Annotated in this window: 16 protein-coding genes; 14 read left to right on the top strand and 2 right to left on the bottom strand. The window is 27.9% G+C overall.

Annotated features, from left to right (window positions below; genetic code table 11):
• Positions 1 to 37: 37 nt before the first annotated feature.
• A complete protein-coding gene (locus tag J1C67_RS19950) occupies positions 38 to 250 on the bottom strand; it encodes an LmrA/YxaF family transcription factor (RefSeq protein WP_423738879.1) in 213 nt (70 codons plus the stop codon).
• Positions 251 to 384: 134 nt separating this feature from the next.
• On the opposite strand from J1C67_RS19950, the gene J1C67_RS18605 reads away from it, so the two are divergent.
• The 3 genes from J1C67_RS18605 to J1C67_RS18595 all read left to right on the top strand — a co-directional run bounded on the left by J1C67_RS18605 (position 385) and on the right by J1C67_RS18595 (position 4,227).
• Complete coding sequence (locus tag J1C67_RS18605) at positions 385 to 807, top strand: flavodoxin (protein ID WP_167865345.1); 423 nt, start codon at positions 385 to 387, stop codon at positions 805 to 807.
• A gap of 252 nt (positions 808 to 1,059) precedes the next feature.
• Positions 1,060 to 1,995 carry a GumC domain-containing protein gene (locus J1C67_RS18600; protein ID WP_167865346.1) on the top strand — a complete coding sequence of 312 codons (936 nt, stop codon included), beginning with the start codon at positions 1,060 to 1,062 and terminating at the stop codon, positions 1,993 to 1,995.
• 171 nt (positions 1,996 to 2,166) lie between these two features.
• On the top strand, positions 2,167 to 4,227 hold the full coding sequence (locus tag J1C67_RS18595; RefSeq protein ID WP_167865347.1) for a family 10 glycosylhydrolase: 2,061 nt from the start codon (positions 2,167 to 2,169) through the stop codon (positions 4,225 to 4,227).
• 429 nt (positions 4,228 to 4,656) lie between these two features.
• Here J1C67_RS18595 and J1C67_RS18590 read toward each other — a convergent pair whose 3' ends face one another.
• The gene (locus J1C67_RS18590; protein WP_167865348.1) at positions 4,657 to 5,823 is read right to left on the bottom strand and encodes an aminotransferase class V-fold PLP-dependent enzyme; all 1,167 of its coding nucleotides are present in this window, start codon (positions 5,821 to 5,823) and stop codon (positions 4,657 to 4,659) included.
• Between the two features lie 143 nt (positions 5,824 to 5,966).
• On the opposite strand from J1C67_RS18590, the gene yedE reads away from it, so the two are divergent.
• From yedE to J1C67_RS18535, 11 genes are all read left to right on the top strand, one after another.
• Positions 5,967 to 7,055, top strand: coding sequence for a YedE family putative selenium transporter (gene yedE, locus J1C67_RS18585; RefSeq protein WP_167865349.1), 1,089 nt, complete (start codon positions 5,967 to 5,969; stop codon positions 7,053 to 7,055).
• A complete protein-coding gene (locus J1C67_RS18580; protein ID WP_089973494.1) occupies positions 7,042 to 7,248 on the top strand; it encodes a sulfurtransferase TusA family protein in 207 nt (68 codons plus the stop codon). Before yedE ends, J1C67_RS18580 begins: the two co-directional genes overlap by 14 nt.
• 15 nt (positions 7,249 to 7,263) lie before the next feature.
• Entirely contained in the window at positions 7,264 to 7,500 is a 237-nt protein-coding gene (locus tag J1C67_RS18575; RefSeq protein ID WP_167865350.1) for a putative Se/S carrier protein, read from the top strand.
• Positions 7,501 to 8,375: 875 nt separating this feature from the next.
• Positions 8,376 to 9,143, top strand: coding sequence for an ABC transporter ATP-binding protein (locus tag J1C67_RS18570; RefSeq protein WP_167865351.1), 768 nt, complete (start codon positions 8,376 to 8,378; stop codon positions 9,141 to 9,143).
• Complete coding sequence (locus J1C67_RS18565) at positions 9,133 to 11,157, top strand: ABC transporter permease (RefSeq protein ID WP_167865352.1); 2,025 nt, start codon at positions 9,133 to 9,135, stop codon at positions 11,155 to 11,157. Before J1C67_RS18570 ends, J1C67_RS18565 begins: the two co-directional genes overlap by 11 nt.
• A 79-nt stretch (positions 11,158 to 11,236) precedes the next feature.
• Entirely contained in the window at positions 11,237 to 11,905 is a 669-nt protein-coding gene (locus tag J1C67_RS18560; protein ID WP_167865353.1) for a response regulator transcription factor, read from the top strand.
• Positions 11,906 to 11,926: 21 nt separating this feature from the next.
• Entirely contained in the window at positions 11,927 to 12,937 is a 1,011-nt protein-coding gene (locus J1C67_RS18555; protein ID WP_167865354.1) for an ATP-binding protein, read from the top strand.
• A gap of 57 nt (positions 12,938 to 12,994) precedes the next feature.
• Positions 12,995 to 14,158 (top strand): hypothetical protein, encoded by a 1,164-nt coding sequence (locus J1C67_RS18550; RefSeq protein WP_167865355.1) that lies wholly within the window; start codon positions 12,995 to 12,997, stop codon positions 14,156 to 14,158.
• 140 nt (positions 14,159 to 14,298) lie between these two features.
• Positions 14,299 to 15,075 (top strand): SDR family NAD(P)-dependent oxidoreductase, encoded by a 777-nt coding sequence (locus J1C67_RS18545; protein ID WP_167865356.1) that lies wholly within the window; start codon positions 14,299 to 14,301, stop codon positions 15,073 to 15,075.
• A 284-nt stretch (positions 15,076 to 15,359) separates the two neighbouring features.
• Positions 15,360 to 16,157 carry an amino acid ABC transporter substrate-binding protein gene (locus J1C67_RS18540; RefSeq protein WP_167865357.1) on the top strand — a complete coding sequence of 266 codons (798 nt, stop codon included), beginning with the start codon at positions 15,360 to 15,362 and terminating at the stop codon, positions 16,155 to 16,157.
• Between the two features lie 12 nt (positions 16,158 to 16,169).
• Positions 16,170 to 16,853, top strand: coding sequence for an amino acid ABC transporter permease (locus J1C67_RS18535; protein ID WP_167865358.1), 684 nt, complete (start codon positions 16,170 to 16,172; stop codon positions 16,851 to 16,853).
• Position 16,854: the final 1 nt, after the last annotated feature.

Below are 16,854 nucleotides of genomic sequence, written 5' to 3'. Positions count from 1 at the left end.
AGAAAAACTCTTTGTATAAAATATGTGATATAAGAATTTAATTGTTTAATAATAGTTCTATTTGCGTGTTTACTACTAAAAGTGCTGAAACATCTCTGTTGCCTACAGATACAGTAATTGCACTTTCAATTAACTTTTCTGTATATGCATTTTCCATAACTAGAATGGCTTTTTTACAAGCCTCTCTCAGGGGTTCGCTTAAGAGATGGGTTTCTAAAGATAATAAACTAATGGAAATATCCTGAAGCATACATTAACTAATTGAGCAAGGTGAATGTAGAGAAGATTAATATATATACTATATATTGACATTAAAAGAAAAATATAATATCATTAATTTATAAGGTAATGATAATCAATATCAATTTAAAAGGGGTGTAATAAATGAAAATAATTTATTGGAGTGGAACTGGTAATACTGAAGATATTGCAAATTTAATCGCTAAGGGGATTGAAGACGGGGGTAAAGAAGCTGAGTTAATAAACATTTCTAATAATTCAGTAGATAATATTGAAGAAGAAGTAGTGGTACTAGGTTGTGCAGCTATGGGGAATGAGGAATTAGAAGAAAGTGAATTTATACCAGCTTTGGAGAAGTTACAAGATACTTTAAAAAATAAAAAAGTTGCTTTATTCGGATCATATGGATGGGGTGATGGAGAATGGATGAGAATATGGGAAGAAAGCATGACTAGCATGGGAATCCAAGTTCTGCTAGAACCATTAATAATAAATTATGCACCTGAAGGTGAGGCTATAAAAGAGTGTATAGATTATGGAAGTCAAATAGCTAAATTATCTACGTAATAGAAATTTTAATTAATCAAAAGTGTCACATTAGTAAATAAATATTAAAGAGAAAAAGTATTAATCAATTATGACTAATACTTTTTTTTTTATTGCTAAAATTTTTATTGTAGTTATTAATATTCTAATTGTGGAATATAAATATTTAATGGGTTATTTGGTAAATATAGATATATTTAATGAAATATATAATATGACTTATATATTTTATTAGGGTATAATTGTATTAATATGGGTTAAGGGGGAATCAGAATGTTAAGAGAATTAAATGAAAAAATAAATAAGGTCAAAGATGATTTAGCATCAAAGGAAATTTTAGAAAAGAAACTTGAGAACTATAAGGTGCAAATTGAGGCTGATGAAAATAAGTTAAGAGAATTAGGAATAAGTATGAAAAAAGAGTATAAGGATGTAGAAAAATTAGAAAAGCTTTCACTTGTTAATTTAATTTCTACACTTATGAAAAATAAAGAGGTAAAGTTAGAAAATGAACAACGTGAATATTTAATGGCTAAAGTTAAATATGATGAACACACTAATAAAGTAACCTTATTTAAAGAAAATATAGAAAATATAAAAGCTAGATTATTATCTTTAAGGAACTGCCACATAGAATATAAAGAATTACTAAGAAAAAAAATAGAATTAATTAAAAACTTTGGCGATAATTATAATAAGAATAAATTAGAAGAATTAGAACATGAAATTGATAGAGACTTAAGGAATAAAAAAGAGATAGAAGAGGCAGAATTAGCAGGTAGAAGTTTACTTAAAGAAGTAAGCAATGCAGAAAAATCATTAAATAGTGCGAGTAACTGGGGAATATACGATATAGTTGGTGGTGATTTAATTTCTTCCATGATAAAGCATGATAAAATAAATGAGGCAGAAAGTAGCTTTAGAAATATCACTAGTTTAATTACAAGATTTAATAAAGAACTTGGAGATGTAAGTTGTGAAGGTATTACAATGTCAGGAACTACAATAGCCTTTGATATATTTTTTGATAATATTTTTACTGATTTTTCTGTTCAAAGTAAGATTAACAAGTCATTAAATAATGTAGTAACATTAAAAGGAAAAGTAGAAGGAATAATAAATAATTTAATGAACCAAAAAAAAGATTTAAATAGATTAATATCAAGGAAAAGAAATGAGTATAACACAATTATAGACAACATAATCTAGTCTATTTTCTGAGCAGGAATGTAATGAATATGAGGATAACTTTGATTAAAAAGATAAAAACATAGTCTAGATCCTAGGTTTTCTATTGAAAAAAGGAATAAAAAGGGGTAAAATGTAATCGCAATGATACAAGTTGTAATATTTTATAATAAAAGTAAATAAGGGGGACATATGAAAAAGATTATTTCAAAAATACTATGTATGGCTATTATTTTAGTAATAGGCATTCAGGGCAAAGAAGCAAAGGCTATGTTAAATGAAGATATGCAGGGGGTTTGGATAACAACTGTATATAATAAAGATTGGCCTAGTGTTGGTTCAAGAAATAATGTTCAATTGCAAAAACAAGAATTTATAGATATTTTAAATAATGTAAAAGCAATTGGATTAAATACTGTAGTTGTACAAGTTAGACCAGAGGGAGATGCTTTATATAAATCAAACATAAATCCCTGGGCGAAGGTATTAACTGGGGTACAAGGTAAGGATCCAGGATATGATCCACTTAGCTTTATAGTTGAGGAAGCACATAATAGGGGAATAAAGGTACATGCATGGCTTAACCCTTATAGAATAACTACAAGTGGAACAGATACAAATGTATTATCTAGTAATCATTTTGCAAGAAAAAATCCGCAAACAGTTATTAGTAATGGAAAAGGTTTATATTACAACCCTGGATTACCAGAGGTTAGACAACATATTGTTGATACTGTAGATGAAATAGTAAGAAATTATAATGTAGATGGAATACATTTTGATGATTATTTTTATCCAGGACAAAATATAAATGATGATAATGCTTATTCACAATATTCAAAAGGCCTTGATAGAGGTGATTTCAGAAGACGTAGCGTAAATGAAATGGTACAAGCCGTACATGGCAGAATTAAAAGCATAAAAAGCAATGTAGAATTTGGAATAAGTCCAAGAGGTGTATGGAAAAATGAATCAAGTGATTCAACTGGATCTCAAACAAATGGATCAGGTCAAAGTTACTTTGATATATATGGAGATACTAGAGCTTGGATAAAAAACAATTGGATAGATTATGTTGCACCTCAAATATACTGGGAAATAGGAAGTAACCCAGCAGATTACGCTAAGCTAATACCTTGGTGGGCAAATGAGGTTAATGGAACTAATGTAAAATTATACATTGGACAAGGCATATATAAACCAACGGTAGCTAGAGAAATAGAAAGTCAGGTAAATCTTAATAGACAATATTCTAATGTTAAAGGAAGTATATATTACACTTATAGTGATATAAAAAACAATGTTGAGGGTGTAAGAACTAAAATAACTAATTTACAAATGGTCCCAGTGGATTCCTTAATAGGAAGTGACAGATATGATACTGCATCAAAGCTTAGTCAAAGTCAATATAATAAAGCGGATACAGTAATTATAGTAAATGGAGTGGCTTTAGCAGATGGATTAGCTGCAACACCATTAGCAACTAATTTAAAAGCCCCGATATTATTAACTCAAGCTTCAGAGATTCCACCGCAAAGTAGGAATGAAATAAAAAGATTATCAGCTACAAATGCTATAATAGTTGGTGGTGATGCTGTAGTATCTAAAGATGTAGAAAATCAACTAAGTAGTTTAGGTATTAAAACTATTAAAAGATTAGGCGGATTAGATAGATATTTAACTTCATTAGAAATAGCTAAGTATATAGATGCAAATCTTTATGATGTTAAAAATGTAGTAGTTAGCAATGGTTATGGAGAGCCGGATGCTTTATCTATAGCATCCGTAGCTGGAAGAGATAATATGCCAATTATTTTAACAGGAAAAAATACATTTAATGGAGATATATACAACTGGTTAAGTGGAGAAGCCCTTGATAATGCTTATATAGTGGGCGGAACTAGTGTTTTAGAAAATAAAATTTTAAATAGCATGAATGATATTACAGTACAAGATATAAGTCAAAATAGATTAGGTGGAGCAGATAGATATGCAACAAATGCAATGGTTATAGAACGGTTTTATGGGAATACTTTAGATAAGGTTTATGCTTCAAAGGGATATGAATTAGTAGATTCATTAACTGCAGGACCAATAGCAGCCTTAAATGGAGCGCCAGTTGTGTTATGTAGTGATGATTTAACAACAGTACAAAGAAATGTGTTAAATCAAAAAAAAGCAAGAATTATCATACAAGCTGGTGGCGGAATATCACCTACAACTATAAATTCATTAAAAACTAGTCTTAAATAAAATTATTAATAAGTATAAAAAATAGGGAGGTGTTATAATAGCATCTCCCTATTTTTAATTTTATATAACTTTTATTGAAAATCATAAACTTAGCAACGCATTTTTCCATTCGCAAACTGAGATAAGGCGTAAGACCCTCGTGTGTTTGAGTTGATTTTCTATGAAATATTTAATGTAATATTATATACGGAATAATAATATTAAGTAGAATTATAATGAAATAAGATTAAATATAGAAGCATTATAGTATAGAAATGAGTAGAAAATATTTAAACTAATTAAATTACACTTAAAAAGATATATGTAAATATATTTAGGTGATTAATTGTAAAATATTGAAAAATTTAAGTGGGACATTAAAAAAACTAGGATGTATTAAGAAGATAATTTCTGTATTGAACAGGAGTTATCTTCTCTAAAATCCATGTGTCACCCCCGGATATTAGACCTTTTTAATATTTTATTAATAGAGTTTATGGTGTATTTTACATCATCAATAGTATTAAAATGACTAAAACTAAAACGCATAGTTCCACTCGGATAAGTATTAAGAGTTTTATGAGCAGAAGGTGCACAATGTAATCCTATTCTAATCATTATATTGAAATCTCTATCTAGTAAATAGCCTATTTCACCCATATCATAGAAGTCTGTATAAAGTGATACTACTGCGGTTCTGTTATCTATAGAGGGGTTTCCTACTAAATTAATATTATTTATATTAAGAACATCATTTATAAATAAATCTGTTAAAAATAACTCTTTCTCAGATATTGTGTTTATTCCTTCTTTAAGTAAATATTTAATAGAATGATTTAAACCATAAATAGCAGGAACATTTAATGTACCAGCTTCAAATTTATCAGGCATATAAGAGGGTTGAACTTCTAAATCAGATAAACTCCCAGTACCACCATAAATTAATGGCTTAATATTATCATTTAAATTATCAGAGATTATAAATCCACCTATACCTTGAGGTCCAAGTAGTCCTTTATGACCAGTAAAGGCTATGGCATCAGCATTTAGATCCAACATATCTATATCTAAAATCCCGGCACTTTGAGCAGCATCTACAATGAAAAATAAATTATGTTTTTTACATAGTTGTCCTACTTGTTTTAAGGGCATTATAGTGCCTGAAACATTTGAGGCATGTAACATAATTATAGCTTTAGTGTTAGGCTTAATTAAAGGCTCTATTTCACTGATAATAAGTTCACCCTGCCTATTACAAGGTATTTTACTGAAGGATATATTAGATTCTTTTAAAGCATTTAAAGGTCTCATTACAGCATTATGCTCCATAGAAGATACAAGTACGTGATCACCTTTTTTAAGTAATCCATTTAGTAATACGTTAAGACTTTCAGTTATGTTTTTTGTAAATACTACATTTTCAGGATTTGAAAAATTGAATAATTCGCCTATTAGTTTACGTGTATCAAAAACCATATCCTCTGCTTGGTAGGCACAAGTGTAAGCGCCTCTATTAACGCTAGTACCAATATTATCAATAAAATTAGCTATAGTGGCACTCATACCTAAAGCTTTTGGAAAACTAGTGGCTGCATTATCTAAATAAATTTTTTTCATATTATCACCCATAAATATTATACAATAAATTTTATACAAAGAAAGATATAGTTAAAAATAAACAAATATACAAGAATTTTATTATAAAAAAATGTATATTATGTTATAATATGTTTGGAATTGTTTATAAAGGGGGAGTAAAAATGAAAAACAAGAAAGGTATAATTCTTGCGGGAATTATAATTGGAATTTTAGCGGTAGCATTGGTTAAGCTAGGTAATCCAGTGAATATGGGGATTTGTGTTGCTTGTTTTATAAGAGACACAGCAGGAGCATTAGGTCTGCATAGAGCAGAGGTAGTTCAATATATTAGACCGGAAGTAATAGGGATGGTTTTAGGAGCATTTATATTAGCTATTACTAAAAAAGAGTTTAATGTACGAGGTGGTTCATCACCATTTATCAGATTTATTCTAGGTTTTTTTGTAATGATAGGGGCGTTAATGTTTTTGGGATGCCCACTAAGAATGATGCTTAGAATAGCAGGCGGAGACTTAAATGCAGTAGTTGGACTAGTTGGGTTCATAGTTGGTATTTTAGTAGGAGTATATTTTCTTAACAATGGATTTACCCTTAAGAGAAGTTACAAATTAACTAAATTAGAGGGAACTATGTTTCCAATAGTAAACGTTATATTATTATCATTACTTTTATGTGCACCAGCTTTTATATTGTTTAGCAAAGAAGGTCCGGGAAGCTTACATGCACCTATATGGTTAGCATTATCAGCGGGATTAATAGTAGGAGCTTTAGCACAAAGAACTAGATTATGTACTGTTGGTGGAATAAGAGATGTGGTTCTATTTAAGGATTGGTATTTATTATCAGGTTTTGTAGCTATAATAGTAACAGTATTAATAGGAAACTTGTTTTTGGGATCTTTTAAACTTGGATTTGAAGCACAGGCAATTGCTCATACAGATGGAATGTGGAATTTTCTTGGAATGGTACTTGTAGGTTATGCTTCAGTGCTTTTAGGTGGTTGTCCGTTAAGACAGTTAATATTAGCTGGAGAAGGAAATATAGATTCGGTTATAACTATTATAGGGTTAGCTGTTGGAGCTGCATTTGTTCATAACTTTGGATTAGCATCTAGTGCAAAGGGAACTACTTTCAATGGTAGAGTTGCAGTAATAATAGGAATTGTAGTAATAGTAGGAATATCTATTATTAATAGTGATTTAAAATTGAGTTTCAAAAAGAAAGGGGATGTAAAAGTTGATATTAATTGATGGAAGGGGTTTATCTTGTCCGCAACCTGTAGTGTTAACAAAAAAAGGATTAGTAGAAGACAAGAAAGGAATAGACATATTAGTTGATTGTAATACTGCTAAGCAGAATATAATACGTTATTGTGAAGGTGTTGGTTATAAGGTAACAATAGAATCAAAAGATGAGGATATTTTACTTAAGATAAGAAAGTAGGCGAGGTTAATTTAAATGAATTATATAGCTTTATTTTTCACTCATTCTGGAGCGATTAAGTATAATAGATTTTTAAGAGGGAAGGATATAAAAACTGAAACTTCCCCAATACCAAGAAAATTGTCCTCAAGTTGTGGAATTGGAGTCAGATTTTATATGAATGAAAATATTGATGAAATACTATCAGAGGATTTAGAGAAGATTTATGAGATAAAAGAAGAGGAATATAATTTAGTTTATCAATGTGAATAAAGGCAGGGAATTTTATTTCAGCCAGGGGGTGTAATGTTTACCATTTATTCAATTAACTACACCACAGGGATGAAATAAAAAAAGAGTATATCTATTTAAATGATATTAGTATCATTAATAGATATACTCTTTTTTATATAATTTTTAAATGAATCTTTTAATTGATATTTTGGAAAATATTTTATTAAATCATCTAGGTCAAAAATCCTATATGGAGCATTGTAGATACCCTCTGCTTGCAAGCTATGAACATCAGTAGTAGCAGGTAGTGGTAATATTACTAGATAATAAGTATCCAGTTGAAAATTTGTTGGAAAATGAAAAGAACTTATTTATGTAAGTAGCAATTGCAGTGTGGAAGAATCTCTTGGAAGTACCTATGGGAGAATCCTGGTTTTTAATAGAACTAAATTGCTAAAAGCAACTGATGGGTTGTTGATTAAAATAAAGTTTATATAGAAAAAACAAGAAGTGAAGATTCTTTTTAGAGGAATATTCACTTCTTATTTTTAATATTGAGTTGTTTTAGCCTATACTAGCGTTTGAATCAAGTAATAGAAAGTACGATTTTAAATTATATGTAGGAAAATGAAGCACTAGATAAGTCGAAAAAGAAGATAATAGCGTTAGGCGAAATAGGTAAGAAATTTTTAAAGAGAAAAGAATACTCTGATGAAGGTTTTATATCATTATTAGGGATAAGTCAGGTATAGTTAATGAAATAGTGTGTGACAAAAATGTAAGGTTAATGAAATATAAATCTAAGGTATAAGAATTAGATAATAGGTATAATTAGCTTATAATTAACAATGGTTAAAGAAAATGAATGTTTATGAGAAAAGTATATTAATTTAAATATAAGGGAGACTATTAACATGAAAAACATATTAAAGTTATATAAAGTAGAAAAATATTATGGAAACAAAGGTAATATAACAAAGGCAATTGATAATATTAGTTTTAAAGTTAATGAGGGAGAATTTGTAGGTATTATGGGCCCTTCAGCTAGTGGAAAGACTACATTATTAAATTGTATATCAACAATAGATACTGTAAGTACTGGAAATATAATTATAAATGGTAACGATATTACAAGGTTCAATCAAAAAGATCTAGAGAATTTCAGAAGAAATGAACTTGGATTTATATTTCAAGATTTTAATTTGTTAGATACATTAACTGCCTATGAAAATATAGCATTAGCGTTAACTGTAAAAGGTGAAAAAATATCTAATATAAATGAAAAGGTAGAATCAATAGCTAAGTATTTAGAAATAGAGGATGCTTTAGAAAAATATCCTTATGAAATGTCAGGGGGGCAAAAGCAAAGAGTAGCATCTGCAAGAGCATTGGTTACAAAGCCTTCATTAATACTTGCTGATGAACCAACAGGAGCATTAGATTCCAAGGCTGCTAGATTATTACTTGAAAGATTTGAAAGTTTAAATAATGATATAAAGGCAACAATTCTTATGGTTACACATGATGCGTTTACTGCAAGCTATGCTAATAGAATTCTTTTTATAAAAGATGGAAAAATATTTACTGAAGTTATAAGAGGTGATGATACAAGAAAAGAATTTTTTAATAAAATAATAGATGTAGTAACGCTTCTTGGAGGTGACGACAATAATGTATTTTAAGATAGCTTTAGGAAATGTAAAGAAAAGTTTTAAAGAGTATGCAATTTATTTTTTAACACTTACATTAGCAGTTAGTATATTTTATAGTTTTAATTCAATAGAATCACAAAAAGCATTTACGCAGTTACAGGGAAATAATAATGAGGTTATAAAAATTTTAAATAAAGTTATAGGATATGTGTCAGTATTTGTATCAATAATATTAGTTGGATTGATTGTTTATGCAAATAATTTTTTAATAAAGAAACGTAAAAAAGAATTAGGTATATACATGATATTGGGGATGAATAAAAATAAGATATCTAAAATATTAGTTATGGAAATTTCTATAGTAGGAGTAATATCATTGGGGTTAGGTCTTTTACTAGGAATTATTGAATCACAAGGGTTATCTATATTTACTTCTAAATTATTTGAGATAAAAATGAGTGAATATAGATTTGTAATTTCAATTATTGCTATATGTAAAACTATAATATATTTTGGAATAATCAACTTACTTACAATGATATTTAATACATCTATTATTTCTAAATATAAAATAATAGATTTATTAAAATCAGATAAGAAAAATGAAAAAATGAATTTTAAAAGTTCATTTGTATATGTAATAACTTTTATATTAAGCTTCTTATGTATTATTATTGCATACAATTTCATTTTACAATCAGGATTTAATATCAGAGATAAGAGATTTACTTTATCTTTGATTTTAGGAACAGTAGGTACAGTTCTATTTTTCTTTAGTTTATGTGGAGCTGGATTATATATAGTTAAGAAAAACAAAAAAATATATTTTAAAAATATAAATATATTTACGGTGAAACAATTAAATAGTAAAATAAAAACAAACTTTATATCAATGTCAGTAATATGTTTAATGCTATTTGTAACTATAGAAGTATTGTCAATAGGATTAAGCTTTAAAGATGCTTTTCAATCTGGACTTAAAGAAACAACACCCTTTGATGTAAGTGGTATTATGCATATTAGTTCAGATGATAAGATAAAAAGTATTGAGGAATCATTAAATAATGTTGGTTTTAAATTTGATAATGATGATGAATATGTTTTTTATGATATATATGAAGGGAATACTAGAATTTATGAGGTGTTAAGTGATAATATAAGTAAAAAAAACATAAAACTTTTATCAAAAGAACCTAATAGTAAAGTGGAAATAATTAAATTGTCAGATTATAATGATATATTAAAATTAAGAGATAAAGAAGAATTAGAACTAAATAAAGATGAAATTATTATAACTTCAAATTATAAAAATGTTGAAATTCCTATAAATGAATTTTTGGAAAAAAATAAAAAAATAGTTATTAACAATAAAGAATACAAAATAAAAAATGATAAAGCTGTGAATGTACAATTTAGTACAAGTTTAGTAAAAGATAATCCCTTTACAATAATAATAAATGATGAAGACATAAAAGAATTAGAAGTTTTACAATCTAATTTTAATGTGAATTATGGAATTAACAATAAAATTACAAGTGAAGAAAAGTATAAAAATTTATTTGAAGGATATAGTGCTGGGAGATTTGGAAATGGTATAGAAAATTTTATAACTGGCGAAACAAAAGAGGATATGTGTACGTCAACTATTGGATTAACTAATATAATGCTATTTGTAGGTATATATATTGGGATAATATTTTTAATATCAAGTATGACAGTTCTTGCACTTCAACAATTATCTGAAGCTAGTGATAGCATAGAGAGATATAAAGCTTTAAGAAAAATTGGAGTTAGTAAAAAAAGTATAGAAAAAAGTATATTCCATCAAACATTAATATATTTCTCATTGCCAATATTTTTGGCATTAATTCATTCTATAGTAGGAATAAAAGCTATTAATAATTTTATAGAATTATATAATAAACCAGGTATAGGGGTTGCATCAATGATGACCGTACTTATATTTTTAATGTTGTATATAGCTTATTTTTATGCAACTTATGTTGGCTATAAAAATATTGTAAACAGTTCTTTAGATAAGTAGAGAAGAGGTATAAGTATTGAAAAGGTGTTAGATTTTATACACTTTTGCAATTAAATAAAATATTGAAGGTGATAAATTTATGAAACTAATGATTATTGAAGATGATGAAATAATACGTCAAGAGTTAAAGTGTTTTTTAAGTAAATATGGATATGAGGTAGACGCACCAGAAGAGTTTGAAAATATAGTTGAATATGTATTGAAAAAACAGCCTAATATAATATTATTAGATATTAACTTGCCTATTTATGATGGTTTTTATATATGTAAAGAAATAAGAAAGGAAAGCTATATACCTATAATAGTTGTAACAAGTAGAAATACACAGGTTGATGAGCTTATAAGCATGAATAGTGGGGCAGATGATTTTATAACTAAACCATATAATACTCAAATATTGCTTGCACGTATACAATCAATAATAAAAAGAACTTATGGGAATACAACAGCTCAAGAAATTGTTACATATAAAAATTTAAGGTTAAACCTCTCGGATGCAACAATATCATTAGAAGATAAATTGTTAGATATAACTAAAAATGAAATGAAAATATTGAATTATTTAATTAAGAAAAGTGGAAATATAGTTTCTAGAGAGTCGCTTATGACTTATTTATGGAATGATAACTCTTTTGTAGATGATAACACTCTTACCGTAAATATAGCTCGTTTAAGAAAAAAGCTTACAGAGATAGGAATGAAAGATACTATACATACTAAAAGAGGTTTAGGTTATATAATTCAATAAGATTTAAAAAGAGGTGAAAAGGTGAGTTTGGTACAATTTTTAAAAGATAGATTTATATTTTTATTTATAAATATATTTTTATTTATAATAATTGCTTCAATTATGGCATTAGTAGAGGTTCGATTAATTATAATTTTTTTTATGTTTTTTATTTGGTTTATGCCATTATTATCATCTATTGTAATGGAATTCATAAGAAATAAAATTTATTATAATGAAGTAATAGATATTTTAAAAAATTTAGAAAAAAAATATATGTTGCCAGATATTATAAAGGAACCAGAATTTATGGAAGGTAAGATTTTTTATAATATAATAAATGAAATAAGTAAGGATATGCATGAAAATGTTAAATATTATAGAGATATTCAAAACGATTATAGAGAATATATCGAAACCTGGGTTCATGAAATAAAAACACCAGTAGCATCAAGTAAACTTATATTAGAAAACTGCGAAACACCAATAAATTTAAAGATAAATAGCCAGTTAAATAGAATAGAAGACTTTGTAGAGCAAGTACTATATTATTCTAGAAGTAATAATGTAAGTAAGGATTATATTATAAGTAAGTTGAAGTTAGATACTGCAATAAATAATGTTTTAAGAAGAAATTCTATTGATTTTATTAATAAGAAAATTAAACTAGAAATTAAAAACATTGATAAAAGTGTAAATAGTGATATAAAATGGATTGAGTTTATAGTAAATCAAATAATAAGTAATGCAATTAAATACTCAAAAGATGAAGATCCAAAAATAAAAATTTATACAATTGAAAAAGAGAACTGTATAATATTCACTATAGAAGATAATGGGATAGGTATATCGAAGAAAGAAATAGAGAGAGTTTTTGAAAAAAGTTTTACTGGAGAAAATGGTAGGAAATTTATTAAATCTACAGGGATGGGACTTTATTTAAGTAAAAAACTATGTAAAAAATTAGGATTAGGAATCAATATTGAATCTAATATAAACGAAGGAACTAAGGTTAATATTATATTTCCAATAGGAAAACTAACACAGATATAGATAATAGATATCTATATAATAATTTTAAAATTTTAGGCATAAGGAGTTATTTTATTAATGAAAAAATATTTTAAAACATTAACTATTTTTTGTGTGATTTTATTATTAATTATATTAGGGGATGTAGTATTAAACAAAACATATAAAATCAAATATGATTCTTTGAATCAAATAGATCAAAAGATGTTTAAAGAGTTATCATTGATGTACAAAAATTTCCAAGAGAATCCTAATGAATTATGGGATGATACATATAGATTAAATGAAAAGCCAATAATTGTAATTAGAACTAATAAGGATAATGGTGTAATAAACCAGTATGCATATGCTATTAATATGAAAAAAAATCAAAATAATTTATTTTCAAAAAAAATAGATATGGGAAGTACATCAAAATTACCAGATGTATATAGATTAAGTAAATTTAATACAAATATAATCTTAAAGTGCATTTTGGGTAATTTTGGAACTGTGCAAGTGGATAATGAAGATGTTTTTTATTTTAAATATTATACTGGAATGATGGAAAACCCTAAAATAAATTTAGATTTTTCTTCGTTTTTATTGCACGAATCATTCCATACATATAAACAAAAAAAATGGAGATATGATAAAAATGATGCTGAAAATATACCCAATTATCCAGCAAATAAAGAAAATTATGCATTAATGGGGTTAGAATTTTCACTTCTAGATAAATGTATGGAAAGTGATGATATTAATATAGTAAAAGAATCTCTTAAAGAATGGGTTACTGTAAGAGAGTATAGATATAAAAAGTGGCCACAACTAATAGGAGAAACAAAAACAGAAGCAATAGAAGGAACTGCTCGTTATATGGAGTATAAATATAGTAAATTAATAGGTGGAAATTTGAGGGTAATACCTAAGAAAGAAGAACCATATTATATTACATTTATGGACGCCTATAAATTTATAGCTAATGATCAAGCCGAATCACCAACTTATTTAGAAAGACCAATGAGATATGAAACTGGAGCATCCCTTGGATTGATTATGGATAAAACAAATATTAATTGGAAATCAGATATAGAAGATAGCGAAGATAAAGATGGGAAAACTCAATATGAAATAATAAAAAAATATTTTTCAGTTGATAATAGTTATATTATAGATGAAAAAATAAAAGAAATTGAGAATGCCAATAATTATAATTCATTATTGGAAGATGGAGAAAAGATAGTTAATTTAATTAGATAAAGAAACATAAAAGTATAATAATAAGATATACCTTATCAGAAAATATATAAATTATTTTCTGATAAGGTATTGTTATTCAATTAGATATATTTTACAATTAATATTAGTAGCTGAATAGTTACTAGAAAGGAATGATATTTATGAGTAATTTATTTGATCTTACCGGAAAAGTTGCAATTATTACTGGAGCTTCTAGTGGACTAGGTGCAGATGCCGCAAGAGCTTATGCAGAGCAAGGGGCAGATGTTGCACTACTTGCAAGAAGGAAAGATAAACTTGAAGAACTTGCAAAAGAAATTGAAGCTACTGGCAGAAGAGCAATTGCAGTGCAGTGCGATGTTGCTGATGAAGAGAGTGTAAAATTAGCTGTGCAAGAGGTTATTAATAACTTTGGCAGAGTTGATATCCTTCTTAATAACGCTGGGGTTGCAACTGTTGGATCAGTGGAAACTATGACAGTTGAAACTTGGGACAAGGTTATGGATATTAACGTAAAAGGAATATTCTTAATGTGTAAATATGTTATACCTCATATGACTGAAAGAAATTATGGAAAAATTGTTAATATTGCATCCATAAATGCAGTGGTTGCAAATAAGGGATTAGCTCTTGTTCGTCATTCATATAATGCTTCTAAGGCGGCAGTAAGAGGATTAACTATGGGGATGGCAGCGACCTATATGGAAAATGGCATTACAGTTAACTCCATTGGACCTGGTCTTTTTGAATCTGAAATGACAGCAGGTACATTATTTAAGCATGATGCATTTATGAATGCCTATAATACAATGTCTCCGGCAGGCAGACCAGGGAAAAAGGGTGAGCTTAACGGTACAATACTTTACCTTTCTTCCGATGCATCTAGCTACGTAACTTCTCAACATATCCTTGTTGATGGTGGAATGGCTATTGTCTAAAAATTTTCATTTTAAAATATAATTAAGTAGAGGGGTGGATAATATCTGCCCTTTTACTACGTTCTCATCAGTAGAATTTTTACATTGATTTTCATTTGTATCATTAGCCACGTTTTCCTCAAAATTAATATCTTTATCAATAGTATCACTAGTAGAATTATTACATTCTATTAAAATTAAGCTACATATTAATATTGAAAATATATATTGCAATAAAAGAAGGGCTATGGTATTATAACAATCAATAACATACTAAACGTATATGAATACTAGGAGGAATAAATATGAAGAAATTAGCTGTATTAATCAGTACTTTATTAATAGCATCTGTAGGTCTTGTAGGATGTGGAACAAGTAGTAGTAAAAACACTGAATCAAATGATTTATTATCAAAAATAAAAAGTGAAGGTAAATTACGTATTGGTACTGAGGGGACTTATGCACCATATACATTCCATGACAAATCAGGAAAGTTAACTGGCTTTGATGTTGAAATTGCAGAGGAAGTATCTAATCGTCTTGGAGTAAAACCAGAATTTGTGGAAACAAAGTGGGATGGTCTTTTAGCAGGACTTGATGCAAAGAGATTTGATATGATAGTGAATCAAGTTGGAATCAAACCGGAAAGAGAAGAAAAATATGATTTTTCAGATCCATATATAGTTTCAAAAGCAGTACTTATAGTAAATTCTGATGATAATACTATCAAAAGTTTTGAAGATTTAAAGGGAAAGAAATCGGCGCAATCATTAACTAGTAACTTAGCTCAAATTGCAGAAACTAATGGTGCGATACTTGAACCAGTTGATAGCTTTAATCAATCAATTGATCTTTTAGTTTCTAAAAGAGTAGATGCCACAGTTAATGATAGCCTATCTTATCTTGACCTTAAAAAGCAAAAGCCAGATATTGCTATAAAAGTTGTTGATGAGGAAGGTAATGCACAACCAAGTGGAATTATGTTTAATCAAGGAAATAAAGAACTAGTAGATGCAGTTAATAAAGCATTTGCTGATATGAAAGAAGATGGTACTTATTTAAAAATTTCAGATAAATGGTTTGGTACAGATGTATCAAAATAAGAGGGTGAGAAGATGAATTTTGATGAGCAAACACTAAGAATATTAAATATAATTAAAGATTCTTTTTTACCTTTATTAATGGCAGGGCTTAAGTTTACAATTCCAGTAGCGGTAGGTTCATTCATACTTGGTTCAATTGTTGCTATGGGAACAGCTCTTGCTCGTATATCAAAATATAAATTATTGGTTTCAATATCAAGTTTTTATGTTTGGATAATAAGAGGAACTCCATTATTAGTACAGCTATTTATAATATTTTACGGGTTACCAATGGCTGGTATAACAATGGGACCACTAACTGCAGCAATTATAGGGTTCACTTTAAATGTTGGAGCTTATAATTCGGAAGTAATTAGAGCCGGGATTTTATCTATACCTAAGGGACAGTGGGAGGCAGCCTCTTCAATTGGTATGACTAATACTCAATCATTGATACGAGTAATTTTGCCACAGGCAGCTAGGGTGTCTGTACCACCACTGTCAAATTCATTTATAAGTCTTGTTAAAGATACATCACTTGCGGCTTCAATTACTTTAACTGAAATGTTTCAGATTGCCCAAAGAATAACTGCTGCAACATATGAGCCACTTGTGATGTACTGTGAAGTGGCATTTATATATCTAATGTTTTGTACTATACTCTCTATATTTCAAAATAAGATAGAGAAAAAACTTGAAAGATATGTAGCTAGTTAAT

Origin of the sequence: Clostridium gasigenes (assembly GCF_017348895.1) — a bacterium.
In the GTDB taxonomy this organism is placed as follows: domain Bacteria; phylum Bacillota; class Clostridia; order Clostridiales; family Clostridiaceae; genus Clostridium; species Clostridium gasigenes.
This window is presented reverse-complemented; position numbering and strand designations above follow the sequence as displayed.